Genomic DNA, 20,724 nt, shown 5'->3' with positions numbered 1-20,724 from the left:
ACCCGCAGCCCCATGCGGTGCGTGCGCTTACTTCTCGGCTGCACCAGCGCCGCCGAACTGCTCGGCACCGTCCTCGCCGAGGGGCCGGGCTGGATCACCGGCGAGGGTTCCGCGCTCTACCTGCTGGATTCCGCCGGAATGCTCCGGCTGACCGCCTCGCACGGGCTGCCGGACTGGGCCCACGAGCGCTACAGCATCGTCGATCCGGCCGGTGACCTCCCCGCCGCGATGGCCCTGCGGTTACGCCGCCCCTACCTGCTCAGTCCCGAGCACACCAGCGTCGACTACCCGAACAAGAACGCCGGCATGGGCACCGGCATGGTCGCCGTGATCGCCCTGCCGATGGTCGTCGACGAGCGGCCGGTCGGCGTCCTCGCCCTCGCGCTGGCCCACCGGGGCACCGTCCCCCGCCGCGACCTGGACGTCCTGGAGACCATCGGCGAGGCCTGCGCCCACCGGCTGTCCCACCTGCTCGACCACGCGGACGCCCGGATACCCCAGGACCCGGCCGGGGCGCCGCCGGACGGGGCCGGCAGCCTCCCCGCCGGGCTGGCCCACCCGATGCTGTCGCTCGCCGTCCGGGCGGCCGGGCACGGCGCCTTCGAACGCGATCTGGTCACCGGCGAGAGCTACTGGGACGCCGCGGCGTTCCGGGTCACCGGTCAGCCCGCCACCGCCGACGGCTCCGCCCCGGAGCTGGACCGGATCGTCCACCCGGAGGACCTGCCGGACGTGCAGGCGGCGCTCGCCGAATCGCTCACCACCGGCGGGTGGTACCGGATCGGGTACCGGGTGCTGCGCGGGGGCGGCAGGGTGGCGCGGATCGAGGAGACCGGCGAGGTGATGCTGGACGTCCACGGCCGGCCGGTCCGGGTCGCCGGGCTGCTCTCCGACCGGGGCCAGGGCCGCGGCCGGGACCAGGGCCGGGAACACCCAGGGCAGCAGCCCGAGGAACAGTCCACCCCGGCCGGGGCCCGGACGGCGCTGCTGCTCGCGCTCACCCGGTCGCTGTCGCGGGCGGTGACCGTCCGGGACGTCACCACCGCCGTCACGGACGTCGCCCGCCCGGCGTTCGGCGCCGCCAGCATCGTCCTGGACCTGGTGGACGAGGGCCGGCTGCTGCCCGTCTCGCACACCGTGTACGGCGGGCCCAGGCGCACCGAGCTGACCCGGCTGGCGGACCTCTCCGAGAACGTGATGCAGCACGCGCTGACCCGCTCGGCCCCGCTGTTCAGCGAGCCCGGCCCGGAACGGGGCCGGCACGGCCCGCTCACCCCGGCCTCCTGGGCGGTGCTGCCGCTGGTCGCCTCCGGGCGGCAGGTGGGCTCCTGCCTGATCACCTTCTCCGCCGAGCGGGCGTTCGGCCGGGAGGACCGCACCCTGTACTCGGCGTTCGCCGGGATCCTGGCGCAGTCCCTGGAGCGGGCCCGGCTGTACGACACCCACCACCACCGCGCCACCGAGCTGCAGCGCGCGATGCTGCCGCGCACCCTGCCCCGGCTGCCCGGGATCGCCAGTGCCGCCCGCTACCTGCCGAGCACCGAGGGCATGCAGATCGGCGGCGACTGGTACGACCTGCTGAGGCTGCCGGACGGCCGGATCGGGCTGGTGATCGGCGACGTCCAGGGCCACAACGCGGAGGCGACGGCGGTGATGGGCCAGCTGCGCAGCGGCCTGCGGGCGTACGCGACGGACGGGCACGATCCGGCCGCCACGCTGGCCCGGACCAGTCGGCTGCTGACCGAGCTGGACACCGACCTGTTCGCGACCTGCCTCTTCCTGGCCCTGGACCCGGCCGACGGCGCGCTGACCGCGGCCCGGGCCGGGCATCCCGCGCCGGTGCGGATCGCGGACGGCAGGGCCGTCGAGCTCGACCTGCCGGGCGGGCCGCCGCTGGGCGTGGACCCGGGGCAGCCGTACCCGCTGACGGACGGCCGGCTGGCGGTCGGCGAGACGCTGCTGGTGTACACCGACGGGCTGGTCGAGGACCGCGAGGAGGACTACGACGAGTCGGTGCAGCGGATGCTCGGCGGGCTGGAGCTGTGGGCCCGGCAGACCGGCCCGACCCGGGTCGGCGCGGCGCCCGCGCTGGAGCGGCTGGCCGACCTGCTCACGCTGAACGTGACCGAGCGGCGGTCCCGGCCGGACGACGTGGCGCTGTTGCTCCTGCACCGGACGTCGCCCCTTCCGTAACACCGTGCACACGTTCCCCACACATCCCAGGACGTGACTCGGCCATCTCCCGCCCGGCCCGGCCGACGCGCCGCAGGCGCCCCACCGGGGACGAACGTCCTCGGGCCGTCCGGATCGCGGTCGAACGGCGCCGGTTTGACGCCGTATTGACTGGATATTGACGAGATCCGGTCACTTGGCGAGATCCGTTCACACCTTCGTAGGATCATCACCCTAGAATTCGCGGCGTGACGATGACTCAGTGGTGCACAACGGCAACCGGCGTACTCGCCGCCCTCGCCCTCGTGGCCACCGCCCGGTACCGCGCCGTGTCCGTCACCCAGCGCCGCCGCGCCGACCGGCTGCGACGCGACCTCGCCCGGCTCCAGGAGCAGCTGGGCGCCGAACTCTCCCGCCGCGGCGCCGACCTGGCCGCCGTCCAGCAGGAGCAGGAACTCACCGCCTCCACCCAGCGGGCCTTCCTCAGCGTCGCCCGCCGCATCCTCGTCATGGCCCACGACCAGCAGGCCCTGCTCGACGAGATGGAACGCACCCACGACGACCCGGCGCTGCTGGAGGGCCTGCTCAAGGCCGACCACGCCGCCGCCCAACAGGCCCGGCTGGCCCAGACCCTGGCCGTGCTGTGCGGCGCGCGGGCCGGCCGGCACTGGCCCGAGCCGGTCTCGCTGGAGGACGTCGTGCGCGGCGCCCAGTCCCGCATCCTGCCGTTCCAGCGGGTGGTGGTCCGCAGCCGGATCGAGACCGCCGTGGTCGGCGCCGCCGCCGAGGCGCTGATCCACGCCGTCGCCGAGCTGCTGGACAACGCCACCCGCTACTCCCCGCCCAGCACCCAGGTGTTCGTCACCCTGATGCCGGTGCACAACGGAGCCGTCATCGAGATCGACGACGGTGGCGTCGGCATGCCGGAACAGGCCGTCGCCAAGGCCGCCGCCGCCCTCGCCGGCGGCACCAGCCTGGAGGTCTCCCGGCTCGGCGAGGTGCCGCAGCTGGGCCTCGCCGCGGTCGGCCGGCTGGCCGAGCAGTACGGCTTCCGGGTCACCCTCAGCTCGGCGCCCTCGCCGTACGGCGGCGTCCGCGTCGTCGTGATGCTGCCGAACGCCCTGCTCACCGAACCGCTGCCGCCCACCGTCCCCGGCCTCGGACCGGACGACCGGGCGTTCAGCACCGATTTCCGGCCGACCGGACACCCCGCCGGACACCCCCTGGTGGAGACCCCGCCGGCCGGCCGACCCCCCGCGGCCGCCGACACCCCGCCGCCGCTGCCCCGCCGGAGCCACCGACGCGACCGCGCCGCCCGCCCCGCCCAGCACGCCTCTCCCGCGCCGCCGCCCGCCCCGCCGTACCGCTCGGCCCGGGATGCGCAGGCGTTCATGGCGATGTTCCAGGCCGGCACCGCCAGCGGCCGATCGGCCGCCCGGGTCCAGGCCCAGCACGACCCTTCCCTGCCCGCTTCCCCCCGACTTCCCCAGCGCTCCGGAGAGTTCCATGACCACCACCCCTGATCTCGGCTGGATGCTCGCCGACATCGTCAACGTCCCGCAGGTCCAGCACGCCGTCGTCGTCTCCAACGACGGCCTGGAGATCGGCCGCAGCGCGAACATCGCGCGCGAGGACGCCGAACGGCTCGCCGCCGCCTGCTCCGGACTCCAGTCGCTGGCCCGCGGCGTCGCGACCGGGTTCGGCGGACCGGGCAGCGCCACCCGCCAGATCATCATCGAGTACGGCGGCGGCTACCTGTTCATCGTCGCCGCCGGGGCCGGCGCGCACCTGGCCGTGGTGACCAGCGACGCCGTGGACGCCGGCCTGGTCGCCTACCAGATGCAGGTCCTGGTCGAACGGATCGGCAGCCACCTCACCAGCCCGCCGCGGGTCGACCACGCGGCGGGGGGGCACCGGTGAGCGGGCCGGTCCGGCCCTACGTCATCACCGGTGGCCGCAGCCGGTCCACCCGGGCCGAGCTGGCCATCGAGAGCCTGGTCAGCGCGTTACCCGAGCCGCCGGAGCTCCCCGACCACGCCCTGCTCAACCGCGAGCACCGGCGCATCCTCGCGCTCTGTCACAGCCTGCTGTCGATCGCCGAGGTGGCGGCCCACCTGGGGCTGCCGCTCGGCGTCGTCAAGGTGCTGGTCGGCGACCTCTGGGACCTCGGCGCCGTCCAGGTCCTCCCGCCCGTCCCGCAGGCCGAACGCCTGCCCGCAACCCTTCTGGAAGAGGTGCTCGTTGGCCTCCGCCAACTCCGCTGAAGCCCCCGGGGCCACCGCCGACCTGCCCGCCGAGCCGCGGTACCTGCCGTCCTCGGTCCAGGGCGCGGTGAAGATCCTGGTCACCGGCCCGTTCGGGGTCGGCAAGACCACGCTGGTCGGCTCGCTCAGCGAGATCACTCCGCTGCGCACCGAGGAGACGATGACCGCCGCCAGCAGCGGCATCGACGACCTCACCGGGCGCACCGGCAAGACCACCACCACGGTCGCGCTCGACTTCGGCCGGATCACGCTCAACCCGCGGCTCGCGCTGTACCTGTTCGGCACGCCCGGCCAGCGGCGGTTCTGGCCGCTCTGGGACGACCTGTCGCGCGGCGCGCTCGGCGCCATCGCCATGGTCGACCTGCGCCGCCCGGACGAGAGCTTCGACGTGCTCGGCCGCCTGGAGGAGCAGCGCATCCCGTTCGCCGTGGCGGTCAACACCTTCTCGGACACGCCGAGTTACCCCGAGGAGGAGCTGCGCTCCGCCCTCGACCTGCTGCCGGAGGTACCGATCCTGCACTGCGATGCCCGCGACCGGCGGCAGTCCTACGACCTGCTGATCGACTTCGTCGACCACCTGCACCGCAGCTCGATCCTGGAGCTCCAGGGATGACCGCGCCCGAACCCGGCACCGCCTCCCCCGGCTGCCCGTTCCCGCACGGCGGCAGCCTGCCCGCCGGCCTCCCGCTGACCCCGCTGTACGGCCCCGCCGTCGCCGAGGACCCGCACGGCCTGTACGCCCGGCTGCGCCAGCGCTACGGCCCGGTCGCGCCGATCGAGCTGGAGCCCGGGGTCGAGGCCTGGCTCGTCCTCGGCTACGCCGAACTGCTCGAACTCACCCGCAACGAGGCGCTGTTCTCCAAGGACTCGCGCCGCTGGCGGGTGCCCGCCGAGGGCCGGCTGGCCCCCGACTCCCGGCTGCTGCCGATGACCTCCTGGCGGCCCACCCTGCTCAACCTGGACGGCGCCGAGCACCAGCGGCTGCGCTCCGCCGTCTCGGACACCCTCGCCCAGATCGACCACCGCCAGCTGCGCGAGACCACCGAGGCCTGCGCCAACGACCTCATCGACAGCTGGGGCCCGGACGGCACCGCCGACCTGATCGCCCAGTACGCCCGCCCGCTGCCGCTGCTGGTCTTCACCCAGCTGGTCGGCCTGCCCCGCGAGGCCGGGCCCCACCTGGTCGAGCTGATCAGCCACTTCGTGGACAGCGGCCCCAAGTCGGTGCGCGCCAACGCCGAGTTCCAGGCGATCCTGGTCGACCTGGTCCGGCGCCGCCGGACCGCCCCCAGCGCCGACCTCACCTCCTGGCTGCTCGCCCACCCGGCCGGGCTCACCGACGAGGAGGCCGTGCACCACCTGGTGGTGATGCTGGTCGCGGGCAACGAGACCAGCATCAACTGGACCGGCAACACGCTGCGGCTGCTGCTCACCGACCGCCGGTTCCGGGCCACCCTCACCGGCGGGCGGCTCACCGTCTCCGACGCGCTGGAGGAGGTGCTCTGGCGCGACCCGCCGACGCAGAACTTCCCCGGCCGCTGGGCCACCGGCGACACCGTCCTCGGCGGCCAGTACATCAGCGCCGGCGACATGCTCGTCCTCGGCCTGGCCGCGGCCAACGCCGACCCGGCCGCCCAGGGCCTCGCCTCCGCCGCCCAGGGCTCGCTCGGCGGCAACCGGGCCCACCTCGCCTGGGGCGCCGGACGGCACGTCTGCCCGGCCCAGCACCCGGCCCGGATCATCGTCGAGACCGCCGTCGAGACCCTGCTGCACCGCCTGCCCGATCTCCAACTCGCCGTCCCCGCCGGCGACCTGGGATGGCGCCCGTCCCCGTGGTCACGGGCTCTGCTCGGCCTGCCGGTGCTGTACAGCGCCTTCACCCCGCCCCGCCCGCCAGCCCCCGAAAGGCCCGCATGGACACCGCCGTCGACCCCCGACCCGAGCCCGTCAGACTCGACCCCTTCGGACGCGACCAGCACCAGGAGAACGCCCGCCTCCGGGCGGCCGGCCCCGCGGTCCTGGTGGAGCTCCCTGGCGGGGTGGTGGTCTGGGCGATAACCCACCACGACACCCTCCAGGCGCTGCTCGCCGACCACCGGGTGGGCAAGAACGCCCAGCTGTGGACGACCTTCCGGGAGGGCCGGCTGCCCCAGGGCTGGCCGCTGCTCAACTTCGTCACCGTGCCCGGCATGGTCACCGCCGACGGCGACGACCACCGGCGGCTGCGCGGCCTGGTCAGCCAGGCCTTCACCCCGCGCCGAATAGCCGACCTGGCGCCCGCGATCGAGGCCCGCACCGTCTCGCTGCTCGACCGGGTCGCCGAGCTGGACGGCGCGTTCGACCTGCGCGAGCACTTCGCCTACCCGCTGCCGATGCAGGTGATCGGCGAACTGCTCGGCCTGGCGCTGGACGAGCAGGACAGGCTGCACGAGCTCTCCGACACCCTGGTCTCCAGCTCGGCCACCCCCGCGGCGGCCGCCGCCGCGCAGCAGGCCCTGTACGCGCTGCTGGGCTCCGTGGTGGCGGCCAAGCGGGCCGCGCCCGCCGACGACCTCACCACCGACCTGATCGCCGCCCGCGAGGCCGGGGACCGGCTCAGCGAGGCCGAACTGGTCGGCACCCTGCTGCTGATGCTGGTCGCCGGGCACGAGACCACGCTCAACCTGATCACCAACGCCGTCCGGGCCCTGCTCGCCCACCCCGACCAGTTGCGGCTGGTGCTCTCCGGCGAGCAGCCGTGGTCGGCGGTCATCGAGGAGACGCTGCGCTACGACTCGCCGGTCGGCCAGTTCCCACTGCGCTACGCGACCGAGGACATCGAGGTCGGTGACGTGGTGATCCGGCGCGGCGAGGCGCTGCTCGCCTCCTACGCGGCGGCCGGCCGCGACGCCGGGCACCACCCGGACGCCGACCGCTTCGACGTCACCCGGCGGCCCAACCGGCACCTGTCGCTCGGCCACGGCCCGCACTTCTGCCTCGGCTCCGGACTGGCCCGGCTGGAGGCCGAGACCGCGCTGCGGCACCTGTTCGGGCGGTTCCCCGGGCTGGCCCTCGCCGAGGGCGACGCGCCGGAGCCGATCGGCTCCTTCATCAGCAACAGCGTGCGAACCCTGCGGGTGACGGTCTGAGCCGCCCGGTTACCTGAAGGCGGCCCGGGTCGTTCGGCAGTGCATGAAGAAACTCGCCACCCTGGCCGCCCTCACCATGGCGGGCCTCGCGCTCGCCGCCCCGGCGGCGTCCGCCACCACCCAGACCGCGAGCTCCCCGGACGCCACCGGGGGCCTCACCGACGGTCTCAACCTCTCCCCGGCCGACCTCGCCATCCACGCCGCCGGCAAGTTGCCGGTGGTCGGCCACACCGCCCAGGAGGTGGAGGCCGTCGGCACCAACCAGATGACCCACCCGGGGCTCAGCGGTCAGATCGGCTGACCACGCCCACCGGGCACCGCCCCGGTTGCCGCCACCCCCGTCGGCGGCAACCGGGGCTTCGCCGTTCCCGGGCCCGCCCGGCCCGCGCCGCAGGCCCGCCCGGACCACCCGGCGCCGCCGGACCGCCCTGCCCAGCGCCGCCGGGCCCGCTCAGCGCTGGACGGACCGGGCCGGAGCCCGCTCAGAAGAGGCCGTTCAGCTCCTGGTAGGTCAGCCCGCCCTCCAGGGCGGTGTAGGTACCGCTCGCGTACACCTCCGCGGCGGCCCGGCGCACCGCCGCGTACGCCACCTCGGCCAGCCCGGGGCCGAGGCTCACCCGGGCCACGCCCAGCTTCGCCAGCTCCGGGACGGACGGCGCGCCCGGCCCCGCCAGCACGTTCAGCGGCACCGGGACGGCCGCGGCCAGCGCGGCGATCGTCTCCCGGTCCGCGACACCGGGCACGAACACGCCGTCCGCACCCGCCTCGACGTAGGCCCGCAGCCGGCGCACCGCGTCGTCCAGCCGGCCCTCCGGCGCGCCGATCCCGTGCAGGAACACGTCGGTGCGCGCGTTGACGTAGGCGGGCACGCCCGCCGCGTCCGCCGCCGCCCGGGCCGCCGCGATCCGCTCGGCGGCCTCGGCCACCGGCCGGCCCTCGTCCTCCAGGTTGACGCCGACCGCGCCGGTGGCCAGCAGCGCGGCGACGGACTCGCCGACGCCGGCGGCGGTCCGCGCGAAGCCGCTCTCCAGGTCGGCGGTGACCGGCAGGTCCACCGCGCGGACCACCTGCGCCGTCCGTACGAGGACCTGTTCGAGGTCGGCGCCGCCGCCGTCCCGGCTGCCGAGCGACCAGGAGACGCTCGCACTGGCCGTCGCCACCGCCCGCGCTCCGGCGGCGGCGACCAGGCGGGCGCTCGCCGCGTCCCACACGTTGGCGAGCACCAGCGGCTCGCCCGGCCGGTGCAGTTCCCGGAGCAGCCGGGCCTTCTCCTGCTGGACGACCGCCATGTCCGCCATGTTCGTCATGTCCCCGGGCCTCACTTGGCGGCCGGGCTGAGCCGGGAGGCCACCCCGATCCGGTTCCAGGCGTTGATGGTGACGATCAGCGCGATCAGCTGGGCCAGCTCGGTCTCGTCGAACTGGGCGGCGGCCTCGGCGTAGACCGCGTCCGGGACGTGGCCCTGGGTCAGCAGGGTGACCGACTCGGTGAGGGCCAGCGCGGCCCGCTCCCGGGCGGTGAACCAGGGGGTCTCGCGCCAGGCCGGGAGGGAGAGCAGCCGGTGGTCCTGCTCGCCGCCCTTCAGGGCGTCGGTGCTGTGCATGTCGATGCAGAAGGCGCAGCCGTTGATCATCGAGGCGTGCACCTTGACCAGCTCGGCGAGCGTGTGGTCGATGCCCTTCCGGGCGGCGCGGTCCACCGCGATCATGGCCTGGTAGAAGTCGGGGGCCAGGCTGTGCAGCGTGAGGCGCTGGGCGGGGGCCGGGACCGGGACCGGGGCCTCGGTCGGCTGGTGCTCGTTCGTCGTCATGGCCACCAGCCTAGGGACCTGGTGGACCTGTTCCCTGGTGCATTTGAACCGCGAAATCCTGGGCCACTTCGGCCTGCGCCCGGCCGTCCGGCGAGTGTGCCACGGCGGCGGCCGAAAAGGGAGGGCCCTGGGGCGCCTCAGGGCGCGGACGCGCACTCCCGGCGCGCGAACGGGAGTGCGAGGATCGACCGCGGGGGCGCCACCACGCGTGCCCCCGCCGGGCGAGGTCAGGGGGCCGCGATCGTGTGTACGGCGTTCGTCAGCATCGAACCGGGAGCGGCCGTGCCGGTGCTGCTCCTCTCCGTCCGGGACGAGTACCTCGGGCGCGGCTGGCTGCCGCCGGACCACCACTGGCCGGACCGGCCGGCCCTGGTCGGCGGACTCGACCTCGCCGCCGGCGGCACCTGGCTGGCCGTCGACCCCGGGCGGCGGACCGCCGCCTGCCTGCTGAACGGCTTCGGGCCGCTCGCCCCCGCCGACACCCGGCTCTCCCGTGGCGAACTGCCGCTCACCGCCGTCCGGGACGGCGGGATCGGCCACCTCGACCTCACCCCGTACGACCCGTTCCACCTCGTCCTGGTCCGGCCCGACGGCGCCCGGGTCGCCAGTTGGGGCGGCGGCCGGCTGGAGGAGCGCGAACTGCCGGTCGGCCTCAGCGTGGTGCTCAACGACGGGTTGGAGGGCACGGCCGCCAACCGGACCGCCTCCGAGCGGATCCGCGCGCTGATGGCCGCCCGCGCCGACCGCTTCCGGGCCCGCCTCGCCGCCGCGCCCCGGCCGGAGCCGACCGGCGACGGGCCCGCCGAACGGGCCTGGGGCGACTGGCTGCCGATCGTCGCGGGCGACGGCCTGCCGCTGGACGACGACGCGGCGCTGATCCAGCGGCGGGACTTCGGCGACGGGCGGATCTGGGGGTCCTCCTCGATCTCGCTGCTCGCGCTCGGGCCGGACGGGCCGCGCTACGACTTCGCCCCCGCGCCGGTGCCCGCCGACGGCGGGGCGTGGCGGCGGGTGCCGCTCGGCGGAGGCGGGTCGGCGGCGCGGTCCGGCGGCTGACGACGGCTGACCGGCAGCGGTGGCGGTGGCGCCCAGACGTCCGCTCGATGAACTTCTGGCGGCGGGGCTGCCGGGCGTCTACATGCCCGTAGTAGCTTCGCGGGGCTCCCCCGGATCCAGACCCCCGAGCGAAGGTGCGCGATGTCCACCCTGACCTACCCGGAAGCGATAGGCGTCGGCCTGCTGCAGGGTGTGACGGAACTCTTCCCGGTCTCCAGCCTGGGCCACAGCATCCTGCTCCCCGCCCTGATCGGCGGGAAGATCCAGCGGGACCTCGACATGACCGCCGAGGGCTCCTCCTACCTCGCCGTCCTGGTCGGCCTGCACCTGGCCACCGCGTTCGCGCTGGTGGTGTTCTTCCGCAAGGACTGGGTCCGGGTGATCGGCGGCTTCTTCAGCTCGATCCGCCGCCGCCGGGTCGAGAGCCGGGACGAGAAGCTCGCCTGGCTGCTGATCATCTCCACCATCCCGGTCGGGGTGGCGGGCCTCGCCCTGGAGAAGGCGCTGCGCAACGCGCTCGGCAAGCCCGTCCCGGCCGCCGTCTTCCTCGCCCTCAACGGGCTGGTGCTGCTCGGTGCCGAACGGCTCAAGCGCGGCGGCACCGGCCGTCGGCGGGCCGGGCACGCCGCCCCGCCGACCGAGGAACCGGGCCTCGACCCGGCGATCGCCTCCGACCACCGCCTCGCCCGGCTCAGCTTCGTCCAGGGCGCCTGGATCGGCGCCGCCCAGATCCTCGCGCTCTTCCCCGGCATCAGCCGCTCCGGTGTCACCATGAGCGCCGGCATCCTGCGCGGCCTGCACCACGAGGACGCCGCCCGCTTCTCCTTCCTGCTCGCGACCCCGGTCATCCTGGCCGCCTCCGTGCTGAAGGTGCCGGAGCTGTTCAAGCCGGAGAACTCCGCCGTCCTCGGCCCGGTCGTCGCCGGCAGCATCGCCGCCTTCGTCGCCGGCTACGTCTCGGTGCGCTTCCTCACCAAGTACTTCGAGACCCGCAGCCTGACGCCGTTCGCGCTCTACTGCTTCCTCGCCGGCGTCGGCAGCGCGGTCTACCTGTCGGTCTGATCCGCCCCCACCCCGGGGTCGAGGATGCCGGGCCGCGCGATAATCGGGCCCGTGAGCAGCTCCTGGACTTCCTTCGGCGGCGACTTGCACCTGGACCTCACCGAGCGGCGCGCCGCCGGGGCCGGGCTGCGGGCCGCCCTGGAGGACGCGCTGCGCGAGGCCGTCCAGGACGGGCGGCTCGTGCCCGGCACCCGGCTGCCGTCCTCGCGGGCCCTCGGCGAGGACCTCGGGATCGCCCGGAACACCGTGGTCGAGGCGTACGGGCAGCTCACCGCGGAGGGCTGGCTCACCTCCCGGCAGGGCTCCGGCACCACCGTCGCCCGGCGGGCCGCGCCCGGCCGGAGCCGGCGGGCCGCCCGGCCCGCGGCGGGGCGGCGGACCGTCCGGCACGACCTGATGGCCGGGCGGCCCGACCTCTCGCTCTTCCCCCGTACCGCCTGGCTCGCCGCCGCCCGCCGGGCCCTCGCCACCGCGCCGCACGAGGCCTTCGGCTACGGCAGCCCGTTCGGCCGGATCGAGCTGCGGCGGGCGCTCACCGACTACCTGGCGCGGGTCCGCGGCGTCCGCACCGACCCCGACCACCTGCTGATCTGCACCGGTGTCTCCCAGGGCCTGGGCCTGCTCTGCGCCGCCCTGCGGGAGCGCGGGGACCGCGCCCTCGCGGTCGAGGAGTACGGGCTGCCGCCGCAGCACGCCGTCGCCCGGGCGGCGGGGCTGGCCACCGTTCCGGTGCCGCTGGACGAGGCGGGCGCCCGGGTCGAGCGGCTCGACGGCCGGTGCGGGGCCGTCCTGCTCACCCCCGCGCACCAGTTCCCCACCGGTGCGCCGCTGGCCGCCGACCGGCGGGCCGCCGCCGTGCGCTGGGCGCGCGAGCGGGACGGGTACGTCGTCGAGGACGACTACGACGGCGAGTTCCGCTACGACCGGCAGCCGGTCGGCGCGATGCAGGCGCTCGACCCGGAGCGGGTGGTGTACGCCGGGACGGCCGCCAAGAGCCTCGCGCCGGGCCTGCGGCTGGCCTGGCTGGCCCTGCCGGACGCGCTGGTCGAGCCGGTGGCCCGGTTGAAGAGACTGGCCGACACGATGTCCCCGGTGCTCGACCAGCTGACCCTCGCCGAGCTGATCACCTCCGGGACGTACGACCGGCACGTCCGCCGCTGCCGGCTGCACTACCGGCGCCGACGGGACCAGTTGGTCGCCGCGCTCGCCGAGCACGCCCCGCGCGTGCGGGTCACCGGGATCGCCGCCGGGCTGCACGCCGTTCTCCAACTGCCGCCCGGTTCCGCGTCCGAGGCTGAGCTGCTGGCCCGGGCCGAGGCCGCCGGCCTGGCCCTCGAAGGGCTGTCCTGGCACCTCGCCGACCGGTCGGCCGCCGACCCGGACGCCGCCCCCGCTCTGGTGATCGGCTACGCGTCCCCGCCCGAGCACGCCTTCCCGGCGGCGCTGGACGCCCTCTGCGAGCTGCTGCGCGAGCGGTGAGGGCCGCGACCGCCCCGGTGGACTACTTGTTGCGGTTGCCCAGTTCGAACAGCAGCATGATGAAGCCGGCGACGGCGTGGATGCCGGCGGTGTAGATCACCAGGCGGACCCCGACCCGGCGGTTGGCCGAGATGCCGGCGTCGACGGTCAGCGGGGCGGGGGTCGGAGCGGCCGGGGCGGTGGCCGCGGCGGCCTGGTCGGGGCTGGTGGGATCGGCCATGAGGGATCTCCTCCAAGGGTTCTGACGTCGGGTCAGTGGGTTGCTGCGGGGCCGCCGAGGCAGAGTTCGCCGCCGGGGCTCTGCAGCAGGGTGTGGACGAAGAGCAGTTCGACGCCGTCCGGCGCGTCGGCGGCGATGCAGTGCGGGGTGAGCGAGTCGAAGTGGGCGGAGTCGCCGACGTCGAGGCGGTGGACGCGGTCGCCGAGGGTCAGCTTGAGCCGGCCCTGCAGGACGTACAGCCACTCCTCGCCGGGGTGGACCCGGACCACCGTGTCCTGCACGCCCGGGGGCACGTGGACGCGCAGCGCCTGCATGGCCCGGCCGGGGGCGCCGGCCCGGCGGTAGCCCCAGCCGCCGGCGCGGCCGGGTTCGATGGCGCCGCCGCGCACGACCGGGTCGGGTTCGGCCATGGTCTCGCCGAGCAGGCCGGAGACGGAGGTGCCGTAGGCGCGGGCGAGGCCGAGCAGGACGGGGAGGGAGGGCTGGCGGCGGCCGGTCTCCAGCCGGGACAGATAGGCTGGGGAGAGCCCGACCCTGGCGGAGGCCACTTCGAGGGTCAGGCGGCTGCTGAGCCGGTGTTCCCGGAGGCGGGCGGCGAGGCCGACCACTTCCTGGTCGTCGAGCCGGTCTTCCGGGGCGGCGTCCCCGGTCGGGCTGGTGGTCATGTGGCCAGTGGACACCCGCCGTGCCGCTCGGGCAAGATTTTTGCCTCAGAGGCAAGAGGGCCCGGAGTCCCCCTTCTCGGCTACGGCCGCGGGATGTTGCGCAGGTTGCTGCGGGCCAGGTCGATCATGCGCCCGACCCCGCCGGAGAGCACCGTCCGCCCGGCCGCCAGCGCGAAGCCCTTCAGCTGGGCCGCCGTGATGTACGGCGGGATGGACAGCGCGTTGGGGTCGGTGACCACGTCCACCAGGGCGGGGCCGGGCCGCTCCAGCGCCTCCGCCAGCACCTCCCGGACCCTCCCCGGCTCGGTGACCCGCTTGGCCGGGATGCCCATCGCCCGCGCGATCCCCGCGTAGTCGACGTCCCCGTTGTCGATCTCGTACTCCGGGTAGCCCGAGACCAGCATCTCCAGCTTGATCATGCCGAGCGCCCCGTTGTTGAAGACGACGGTCTTCACCGGCAGCCGGTGCTTGGCCACCGTCAGCAGTTCGCCGAGCAGCATGCCGATCCCGCCGTCGCCGGCCATCGCGATCACCTGCCGCCCGGGGCAGGCCAGTTGGGCGCCGATGGCGTGCGGCAGGGCGTTGGCCATCGAGCCGTGCAGGAAGGAGCCGATCACCCGGCGGCGGCCGTTCGGCTGGAGGTAGCGGGCGGCCCAGACGTTGTTCATGCCGGTGTCCACGGCGAACACCGCGTCGTCGGCGGCCACCTCGTCGAGCACCGAGGCGACGTACTCGGGGTGGATCGGCAGGTGCTTCTCGATGTCCCGGGTGTAGGCGCCGACCACGTCCTCCAGCGAGCGGCAGTGCTTGCGCAGCATCCCGTCGAGGAAGGCGCGGTCGCGCTTGGCGTCCAGCAGCGGCAGGACGGCCCGCAGGGTGGCGGCGACGTCGCCGTGGACGGCCAGTTCGAGCGCGGTGCGGCGGCCCAGCCGGGTGGCGTCGTGGTCGACCTGGACGGTGTGCGCCTGCGGCAGGAAGGAGTCGTACGGGAAGTCGGTGCCGAGCAGCAGCACCAGGTCGGCGGAGTGCAGCGCCTCGTGGCAGGCGCCGTAGCCGAGCAGGCCGCTCATGCCGACGTCGTACGGGTTGTCGTACTGGATCCACTCCTTGCCGCGCAGGGAGTGCCCGACCGGCGCGTTCAGGGCCCGGGCCGCCTCCATCACCTCGCCGTGCGCCCCGCGCACCCCCGCGCCGCAGAACAGGGCGACCTTGCGGGCCGCGTTGAGCAGCCGGGCCAGCTCCTGCACCTGGGACCACGGCGGCGCGGCGACGGCCTGCTCGGTGAGGAAGTGGCTGGTCCCGGTGGGCCCGGCGGCGGGGAGCGCGGCGACGTCCCCGGGGAAGGCCAGCACCGAGACGCCGTGCGAGCCGAGCGCGTGCTGGATGGCGATCCGCATCAACCGGGGCAGCTGGGCGGGGGTGGAGAGCATCTCGCACCAGGAGCTGCAGTCGTTGAACACCCGCTCGGGGTGGGTCTCCTGGAAGAAACCGGTGCCGATCTGCCCGGACGGGATGTGCGAGGCGAGCGCCAGCACCGGCAGGCCGCTGCGCTGGGCGTCGTACAGGCCCTGGACGAGGTGGGTGTTGCCGGGGCCGCAGGAGCCGGCGCAGACCGCGAGCCGGCCGCTGAGTTCGGCCTCGGCGGCCGCCGCGAAGGCGCCCGCCTCCTCGTTGCGCACGTGCACCCAGCTGATGCCGTCGGTCCGCCGGATCGCGTCCACGACCGGGTTGAGGCTGTCTCCGACCACGCCGTAGACCCGCTCGACCCCGGCCTGCCGGAGCACCTCCACCATCTGTTCGGCCACGCTCGCCACGGGTGCTCTCCAATCACCGGCCGCCCGCTGCCGCAGGACACCTGCACCCTCCGACGGCCGGGCCCGCCCCGCACCCGGAGCGGGCCCGAACAGGTGAACGACAGGCCGGCGCGGCTACTCCGCCGCCAGGTGGTCCTGCTGCCCGAGCTTGCCGCTGACCAGGCCCGCCTGCGCCTGCCGCCGGGCGGGCTCGCGGCCGGGCGGCTGGCCGCACCGCTCCTGGGCCGGCGGCGCGGTGGTCGGCAGGGTGACCGGCTGCCCGGCCTTCACCTGCACCGGCTCGCCGTCGTGCCACAGGTGCAGCACCTCGCCGCGGCGCAGCGCGTACGTCGTCCCCTCGTGGGTGATCTGGACGCCCAGTAACTGCCCGCGGACCATCAGCGAGAACCCGAGCCTCATCAGCCCGCCCGGCAGCCGGGGCCGGAAGGACAGCGAGTCGCTGTGGTCGCGCAGCCCCCCGAAGCCCGCCACCAGGGCGATGCAGGCGCCCGCGAGCGAGGCCATGTGCAGGCCGTCGCGGGTGTTGCCGCCGAGGTCGTGCAGGTCCATCAGCGCCGCCTCGGCCGTGTAGTCGTACGCGAGGTCGAGCTGGCCGACCTCGGCGGCGATCACCGCCTGGGTGCACGCGGAGAGCGAGGAGTCGCGGACGGTGAGCCGCTCGTAGTAGGCGAAGTTGCGGGCCTTCTGCTCGTCGGTGAACGCGTCGCCGCGGACCTGCATGGCGAGCACCAGGTCGGCCTGCTTGACCACCTGCTTGCGGTACAGGTCGAAGTACGGGTAGTGCAGCAGCAGCGGGTACTTCTCGGGCGGGGTGTGCTCGAAGTCCCAGACCTGGTGGTGGGTGAAGCCGTCGGCCTGCGGGTGCACGCCGAGGTCCTCGTCGTACGGGATGTACATCGCGGCCGCGGCGTCCCGCCAGGCGGCGGTCTCCTCGGTGTCGACGCCGAGTTCGGCGGCCTCGTGCGAGTGTCGGGCGGCGGCCTCGGCGGCGGCGCGCAGGTTCGTCTGCGCCATCAGGTTGGTGAACACGTTGTTGTCGGCGACGGCGCTGTACTCGTCCGGGCCGGTGACGCCCTCGATGCGGAACTTCCCCGAGACGTCGTGGTGGCCGAGCGAGCGCCACATCCGGGCGGTCTCCACGAGCAGTTCGAGCCCGTACGCGCGCTCGAACTCGGCGTCCCCGGTGGCCCGGACGTAGCGGGCGACGGCGGCGGCGATGTCGGCGCCGATGTGGAAGGCTGCGGTACCGGCCGGCCAGTACCCGGAGCACTCCTCGCCGCGGATGGTCCGCCAGGGGAACACCGCTCCGGCCAGGCCGAGTTGGGCGGCCCGCTCGCGGGCCAGCGGCAGCGTGGTGTGCCGCCAGCGCAGCGCCTGGTTGACGGCCCCGGGCAGGCAGTAGGTAAGCACCGGCAGGACGAAGGTCTCGGTGTCCCAGAAGCTGTGCCCGTCGTAGCCGGGGCCGGTCAACCCCTTGGCGGGGATGGCCCGTTCCTCGCTGCGGGCGCCGGCCTGGAGGACGTGGAAGACGGCGAACCGGACGGCCTGCTGGAGTTCGACGTCGCCTTCGATCTCGACATCGCTGGTCTCCCAGAACTCCTTGAGGTAGTCGGCCTGTTCGGCGGCCAGACCGTCCCATCCGGTGTACCTGGCGGCGGTCAGCGCGGCCTCCACCTGGTCCCGGACGGCGGGCAGCGAGCGCGTCCCCGACCAGCCGTAGGCCATGAACTTGACCAGCCGCAGCCGCTGTCCGGGCCGGAGCACGGTGGTGACGCTGATCCGGCAGTGGTCGGCCTCGGCCTCGGCGACGGTTTCGAGCTCCTCCGGGCCCTCGATCACGTGGTCCATCCCGGCGGCGACCCGGATCGCGCTGTAGCGGGTGCGGTGCACCAGGACGGCCTTGGTGCCGCTCGCGTGGTGCACCTCGGGCTGCAACGGCGCCTCCAGCACGGCGGAGGCCCGCGGATCGCCCTCGGGGCCGCCGGGCAGCTGCTCGTTGGCGACCAGCTCGGACTGGAGCACGATCCGCACCGGCCCGTCCACCGCCTCAACGCTGTACTCGACCGCGGCGACCGCGCGCTGGGTGAGCGAGACCAGCCGGGAGGAGCGCACCCGGATGGTCCGGCCGGCCGGGGAGGTCCACTCGGCCTCGCGGTGCAGCATCCCCTCCCGGAAGTCCAACCAGCGCTTGTGGCGGATGAGTTCGCCGTAGCGCAGGTCGAAGGGCTCGTCGTCGACCAACAGCCGGATGATCTTGCCGTTGGTCACGTTGATGACGCTCTGGCTGGACTCCGGGTAGCCGTAGCCGCCCTCGCCGTACGGCAGCGGGCGGAGCTCGAAGACGCCGTTCAGGTAGGTGCCGGGGAGGCCGTGCGGCTCGCCCTCGTCCAGGTTCGCGCGCAGGCCGATGTGGCCGTTGGAGAGCGCGAACAGCGACTCGGCGCGGGCCATCGCGGTCAGGTCCAGGCCCTGCTCTGCGATCTGCCAGGGGTCGACGGAGAAGTTGTCCAAGCCACTCATGCGACTACCCCGCTCCACTCACTCATGCCTGCTCCTCCAGCAGTTCGGCGAGGTCGTCGACGACCACGGTCGCGCCGTCCCGGCGCAGTTCGGCGGCCTGCCCGGTGCGGTTGACCCCGACCACGGCCCCGAAGCCGCCCGCCCGGCCGGAGGCCACCCCGGCGAGCGCGTCCTCGAAGACGGCGGCGTGCGCGGGCTCGACGCCGAGCGTGCGGGCGGCGTACAGGTAGGTGTCGGGGGCGGGCTTGCCGGGCAGGCCCTCGCGCTGGGCGACGACGCCGTCCACGATCACGTCGAACAGCCCCTCGATGCCCGCCGCCCGCAGCACGTCCCGGCAGTTGGCGCTGGAGGACACCACGGCGCTGGGCAGCCCGAGCGCGCGCAGCCGGTGCACGTACGCGACCGAACCGTCGTACGGCTGGACGCCCTGCTCGCGGATCAGCCGCAGGACGGTGTCGTTCTTGGCCCGGCTGATCCCGTGCACGGTAGGGGTGTTGGGCGGATCGGCGTCGGTGCCCTCGGGCAGGTCGACGCCCCGGCTGTGCAGGAACGCCCGGGTGCCGTCCAGTCTCGGGCGGCCGTCCACGTAGGTGTCGTAGTCGGTGACGGCGTCGAAGGGGACGAACTGCCCGCCGGTGCGGGCGGCTTCGGCGCGCAGGAAGGAGTCGAAGGTGTCCTTCCAGGCCGCGGCGTGCACTTTGGCGGTCTGGGTGAGGACCCCGTCGAGGTCGAAGAGGAAAGCGCGGATGTCGTCCGGTAGCCCCAGCATGGGTGCAGTCTTACCCGGGAACGCGGGGAAGCCGCCCATTTCCCGGCGGCGCGTCGCGGGAAGGGCGGCTTCCGGTTGCCCGGGTGCTCGTGGGTGGCCGGGTGGGCTCGTGGGTGCCCGGCGCTGGTACGGCGAGGGTGCCCGGCTGCTGTTACGGCGAGTCGGGCATCTGCGCCTCGGCGGCCTCCGCCACCGCGAACACCGCGCCCTGCGGGTCCTGGACGACCGCCATCCGGCCGGACTGCATGTCGAACGGCGGCTGGATCACCGAGCCGCCCGCCTTGACCAGGGCGTCCACGGTGGAGTCGGTGTCGTCCACCGAGAAGTAGGCCATCCAGTGCGAGGGCGTGCCCGCCCCCAGGTACTTGGGGATCGGCTGCATGCCGCCCACCGTACGGTCGCCGGCGTTGAGCGAGAAGTACCCCTCCATGCCCTGGATGGTCGCCGGGCGCAGCCCGAGCGCCGGGAGGTAGAAGCGGCCGGCCGCGTCGGTGTCGGCGGTGTTGAGCTCGTTCCAGACCAGTGCGCCGGGCTCGTTGACCACGCCCGCGCCGATGAAGTCCATCGCCTGCCAGACGCCGAACACCGCGCCGGTCGGGTCGGCGGCGACCAGCATCCGGCCGATCACGCCGACGTCCATCGCCGGGTAGAGGATCGTGCCGCCGTGCTCGGCGATGGCGGCCCCGCTCACGTCGGCGTCGTCCGAGGCCAGGTAGGTGGTCCAGGCGACGGGCGGCAGCGGCTGGCCCTCGGGCGCGGACCGCGCCATGATCCCGGCGACCGGTCGGTCGTTGAGCATGCACACGGCGTAGCCGCCGAACTCGGCCGGGCCGACCTCGCCCTGCCAGCCGAACAGGTCGCGGTAGAAGTCGAGCGCGGCCTGCTGGTCGCTCGCCATCAGGTCGATCCAGCACGGGGTGCCGGGCTTGTACGGAGCGGTGACTACGGGCATTGCTGGGCCTCCCGAAGGCAGTGGTCGCCGGCGTGGTCGTCGGGGCGGGCGGGTCCCGGCCGCCCGGTGCCGGGCTGCCGGTGCCGGCCGTCAGCGCGAACGGCGGGTACACCGCCCACCATCGGCCCGGCGCCGCGATCCCGCCACCGGACGGCGCCCTGGCGGGCGATCGGACGGGCCCGGGGCCCGTTCGGCCGCCGGCGGGCCGTTCGCGCGGCGTCGTGCCGCTCACGCCGCCGCGTGGGCCGTTCACGCGGCGTCGTGCCGCTGGGCCGTGACGAAGTACGGCTGCACCTTGCCGCTCTGCGCGTAGTCCTTGAGCCGGACCAGCAGTTCGGCCCAGGTGCCGGCGACCAGCGGGACACCGTCCTCGCTGCCCGGCTGCCAGCCGCCGTGCCGGAACAGCAGCCGGGTGCGGCCGGGCTCGCCGGGCTGGTCGGCGAGGTCCCAGCTGATCCAGGTGCCGGCCCAGTGCGGCGGGAAGGCCCCGGCGTTGGCCCACACCACCCGGTCCAGGTCGGCCCGCTCGCGGCGCAGCCGGAACGGCTCGGGGACGCCGGGGAAGTCGAACAGCAGGACGTCGCCCTCCCGGTCCACGCCGGTGGTCCACCAGCTGGTCAGCCCGCCGTGCGTGTTGAGCGCGGCGAGGACGACGGCCCGGGGTGCGGCGATGTCGAACTGGAGGGCGATCTCGGGCATGGGGGTCCGCCTTTCGGTGCGCGCCCCCCTTGTCCGTGGGCCGGGTCCGGTGTACCGGGGTCCCGCGCGTCGGGCCCCCGTCCCTCAGGTCGCCCGTCCCTCAGGTCGCCCGGG

General features: G+C 74.7%; 20 protein-coding genes. 11 read left to right on the top strand and 9 right to left on the bottom strand.

Going from position 1 to position 20,724, the window contains the following annotated elements; translation table 11 throughout:
* Nucleotides 1–21: 21 nt before the first annotated feature.
* From ACFVX9_RS26455 to ACFVX9_RS26420, 8 genes are all read left to right on the top strand, one after another.
* Nucleotides 22–2,193, top strand: coding sequence for a SpoIIE family protein phosphatase (locus ACFVX9_RS26455; protein ID WP_387983739.1), 2,172 nt, complete (start codon nt 22–24; stop codon nt 2,191–2,193).
* 233 nt (nt 2,194–2,426) lie between these two features.
* Entirely contained in the window at nt 2,427–3,695 is a 1,269-nt protein-coding gene (locus ACFVX9_RS26450) for a sensor histidine kinase (RefSeq protein WP_380374917.1), read from the top strand.
* Nucleotides 3,679–4,092, top strand: coding sequence for a roadblock/LC7 domain-containing protein (locus tag ACFVX9_RS26445; RefSeq protein WP_063348307.1), 414 nt, complete (start codon nt 3,679–3,681; stop codon nt 4,090–4,092). Before ACFVX9_RS26450 ends, ACFVX9_RS26445 begins: the two co-directional genes overlap by 17 nt.
* Nucleotides 4,089–4,436 (top strand): DUF742 domain-containing protein, encoded by a 348-nt coding sequence (locus tag ACFVX9_RS26440; protein ID WP_350880532.1) that lies wholly within the window; start codon nt 4,089–4,091, stop codon nt 4,434–4,436. The genes ACFVX9_RS26445 and ACFVX9_RS26440 overlap by 4 nt, the downstream gene beginning before the upstream one ends.
* Before the next feature lie 22 nt (nt 4,437–4,458).
* Entirely contained in the window at nt 4,459–5,049 is a 591-nt protein-coding gene (locus ACFVX9_RS26435) for an ATP/GTP-binding protein (protein ID WP_380482402.1), read from the top strand.
* On the top strand, nt 5,046–6,494 hold the full coding sequence (locus ACFVX9_RS26430) for a cytochrome P450 (protein WP_380374872.1): 1,449 nt from the start codon (nt 5,046–5,048) through the stop codon (nt 6,492–6,494). The genes ACFVX9_RS26435 and ACFVX9_RS26430 overlap by 4 nt, the downstream gene beginning before the upstream one ends.
* Nucleotides 6,458–7,564 (top strand): cytochrome P450, encoded by a 1,107-nt coding sequence (locus ACFVX9_RS26425; RefSeq protein ID WP_387983735.1) that lies wholly within the window; start codon nt 6,458–6,460, stop codon nt 7,562–7,564. Before ACFVX9_RS26430 ends, ACFVX9_RS26425 begins: the two co-directional genes overlap by 37 nt.
* Before the next feature lie 43 nt (nt 7,565–7,607).
* Nucleotides 7,608–7,865 carry a hypothetical protein gene (locus tag ACFVX9_RS26420; protein ID WP_063348310.1) on the top strand — a complete coding sequence of 86 codons (258 nt, stop codon included), beginning with the start codon at nt 7,608–7,610 and terminating at the stop codon, nt 7,863–7,865.
* 181 nt (nt 7,866–8,046) lie between these two features.
* On the opposite strand, the gene ACFVX9_RS26415 is transcribed toward ACFVX9_RS26420, so the two are convergent.
* Both ACFVX9_RS26415 and ACFVX9_RS26410 read right to left on the bottom strand, forming a co-directional pair.
* A complete protein-coding gene (locus tag ACFVX9_RS26415) occupies nt 8,047–8,871 on the bottom strand; it encodes an isocitrate lyase/phosphoenolpyruvate mutase family protein (protein WP_387983733.1) in 825 nt (274 codons plus the stop codon).
* Between the two features lie 11 nt (nt 8,872–8,882).
* Nucleotides 8,883–9,374 carry a carboxymuconolactone decarboxylase family protein gene (locus tag ACFVX9_RS26410; RefSeq protein ID WP_387983730.1) on the bottom strand — a complete coding sequence of 164 codons (492 nt, stop codon included), beginning with the start codon at nt 9,372–9,374 and terminating at the stop codon, nt 8,883–8,885.
* A gap of 243 nt (nt 9,375–9,617) precedes the next feature.
* On the opposite strand from ACFVX9_RS26410, the gene ACFVX9_RS26405 reads away from it, so the two are divergent.
* The 3 genes from ACFVX9_RS26405 to ACFVX9_RS26395 all read left to right on the top strand — a co-directional run bounded on the left by ACFVX9_RS26405 (nt 9,618) and on the right by ACFVX9_RS26395 (nt 12,971).
* A complete protein-coding gene (locus tag ACFVX9_RS26405) occupies nt 9,618–10,430 on the top strand; it encodes an NRDE family protein (protein WP_380374876.1) in 813 nt (270 codons plus the stop codon).
* 141 nt (nt 10,431–10,571) lie between these two features.
* Nucleotides 10,572–11,492: an undecaprenyl-diphosphate phosphatase gene (locus tag ACFVX9_RS26400; RefSeq protein ID WP_380374877.1), complete on the top strand. Its 921-nt coding sequence runs from the start codon at nt 10,572–10,574 to the stop codon at nt 11,490–11,492.
* Between the two features lie 51 nt (nt 11,493–11,543).
* Nucleotides 11,544–12,971 carry a PLP-dependent aminotransferase family protein gene (locus ACFVX9_RS26395; protein ID WP_380374879.1) on the top strand — a complete coding sequence of 476 codons (1,428 nt, stop codon included), beginning with the start codon at nt 11,544–11,546 and terminating at the stop codon, nt 12,969–12,971.
* Between the two features lie 22 nt (nt 12,972–12,993).
* On the opposite strand, the gene ACFVX9_RS26390 is transcribed toward ACFVX9_RS26395, so the two are convergent.
* The 7 genes from ACFVX9_RS26390 to ACFVX9_RS26360 all read right to left on the bottom strand — a co-directional run bounded on the left by ACFVX9_RS26390 (nt 12,994) and on the right by ACFVX9_RS26360 (nt 20,610).
* A complete protein-coding gene (locus ACFVX9_RS26390) occupies nt 12,994–13,191 on the bottom strand; it encodes a DUF6126 family protein (RefSeq protein WP_063348315.1) in 198 nt (65 codons plus the stop codon).
* A 32-nt stretch (nt 13,192–13,223) separates the two neighbouring features.
* The gene (locus ACFVX9_RS26385) at nt 13,224–13,856 is read right to left on the bottom strand and encodes a helix-turn-helix domain-containing protein (RefSeq protein WP_063348316.1); all 633 of its coding nucleotides are present in this window, start codon (nt 13,854–13,856) and stop codon (nt 13,224–13,226) included.
* Between the two features lie 80 nt (nt 13,857–13,936).
* Complete coding sequence (locus tag ACFVX9_RS26380) at nt 13,937–15,670, bottom strand: pyruvate dehydrogenase (RefSeq protein ID WP_387983725.1); 1,734 nt, start codon at nt 15,668–15,670, stop codon at nt 13,937–13,939.
* A 114-nt stretch (nt 15,671–15,784) separates the two neighbouring features.
* Nucleotides 15,785–18,190, bottom strand: a complete 2,406-nt coding sequence (locus ACFVX9_RS26375) for a glycoside hydrolase family 65 protein (protein ID WP_380560558.1) — start codon at nt 18,188–18,190, stop codon at nt 15,785–15,787.
* A gap of 22 nt (nt 18,191–18,212) precedes the next feature.
* Nucleotides 18,213–18,959, bottom strand: coding sequence for an HAD family phosphatase (locus ACFVX9_RS26370; protein ID WP_063348318.1), 747 nt, complete (start codon nt 18,957–18,959; stop codon nt 18,213–18,215).
* Between the two features lie 151 nt (nt 18,960–19,110).
* Nucleotides 19,111–19,911: a VOC family protein gene (locus ACFVX9_RS26365; RefSeq protein ID WP_350880560.1), complete on the bottom strand. Its 801-nt coding sequence runs from the start codon at nt 19,909–19,911 to the stop codon at nt 19,111–19,113.
* A gap of 249 nt (nt 19,912–20,160) precedes the next feature.
* Complete coding sequence (locus ACFVX9_RS26360; protein ID WP_380374888.1) at nt 20,161–20,610, bottom strand: SRPBCC domain-containing protein; 450 nt, start codon at nt 20,608–20,610, stop codon at nt 20,161–20,163.
* Nucleotides 20,611–20,724 lie beyond the last annotated feature (114 nt).

The organism is Kitasatospora sp. NPDC058243 (assembly GCF_042882025.1).
In the GTDB taxonomy this organism is placed as follows: Bacteria; Actinomycetota; Actinomycetes; order Streptomycetales; family Streptomycetaceae; genus Kitasatospora.
Note: the sequence above shows the minus strand (reverse complement) of the source record. Positions and strands in the feature narration are given on the sequence as shown.

Bases quoted from the DNA above. Each gene is read 5' to 3' on its own strand.
- ACFVX9_RS26450 (WP_380374917.1), top strand. From the start codon at position 2,427: ATGACTCAGTGGTGCACAACGGCAACCGGCGTACTCGCCGCCCTCGCC.
- ACFVX9_RS26445 (WP_063348307.1), top strand. From the start codon at position 3,679: ATGACCACCACCCCTGATCTCGGCTGGATGCTCGCCGACATCGTCAAC.
- ACFVX9_RS26430 (WP_380374872.1), top strand. From the start codon at position 5,046: ATGACCGCGCCCGAACCCGGCACCGCCTCCCCCGGCTGCCCGTTCCCG.
- ACFVX9_RS26420 (WP_063348310.1), top strand. From the start codon at position 7,608: ATGAAGAAACTCGCCACCCTGGCCGCCCTCACCATGGCGGGCCTCGCG.
- ACFVX9_RS26415 (WP_387983733.1), bottom strand. From the start codon at position 8,871: ATGACGAACATGGCGGACATGGCGGTCGTCCAGCAGGAGAAGGCCCGG.
- ACFVX9_RS26410 (WP_387983730.1), bottom strand. From the start codon at position 9,374: ATGACGACGAACGAGCACCAGCCGACCGAGGCCCCGGTCCCGGTCCCG.
- ACFVX9_RS26400 (WP_380374877.1), top strand. From the start codon at position 10,572: ATGTCCACCCTGACCTACCCGGAAGCGATAGGCGTCGGCCTGCTGCAG.
- ACFVX9_RS26390 (WP_063348315.1), bottom strand. From the start codon at position 13,191: ATGGCCGATCCCACCAGCCCCGACCAGGCCGCCGCGGCCACCGCCCCG.
- ACFVX9_RS26385 (WP_063348316.1), bottom strand. From the start codon at position 13,856: ATGACCACCAGCCCGACCGGGGACGCCGCCCCGGAAGACCGGCTCGAC.
- ACFVX9_RS26375 (WP_380560558.1), bottom strand. From the start codon at position 18,190: ATGAGTGGCTTGGACAACTTCTCCGTCGACCCCTGGCAGATCGCAGAG.
- ACFVX9_RS26370 (WP_063348318.1), bottom strand. From the start codon at position 18,959: ATGCTGGGGCTACCGGACGACATCCGCGCTTTCCTCTTCGACCTCGAC.
- ACFVX9_RS26365 (WP_350880560.1), bottom strand. From the start codon at position 19,911: ATGCCCGTAGTCACCGCTCCGTACAAGCCCGGCACCCCGTGCTGGATC.
- ACFVX9_RS26360 (WP_380374888.1), bottom strand. From the start codon at position 20,610: ATGCCCGAGATCGCCCTCCAGTTCGACATCGCCGCACCCCGGGCCGTC.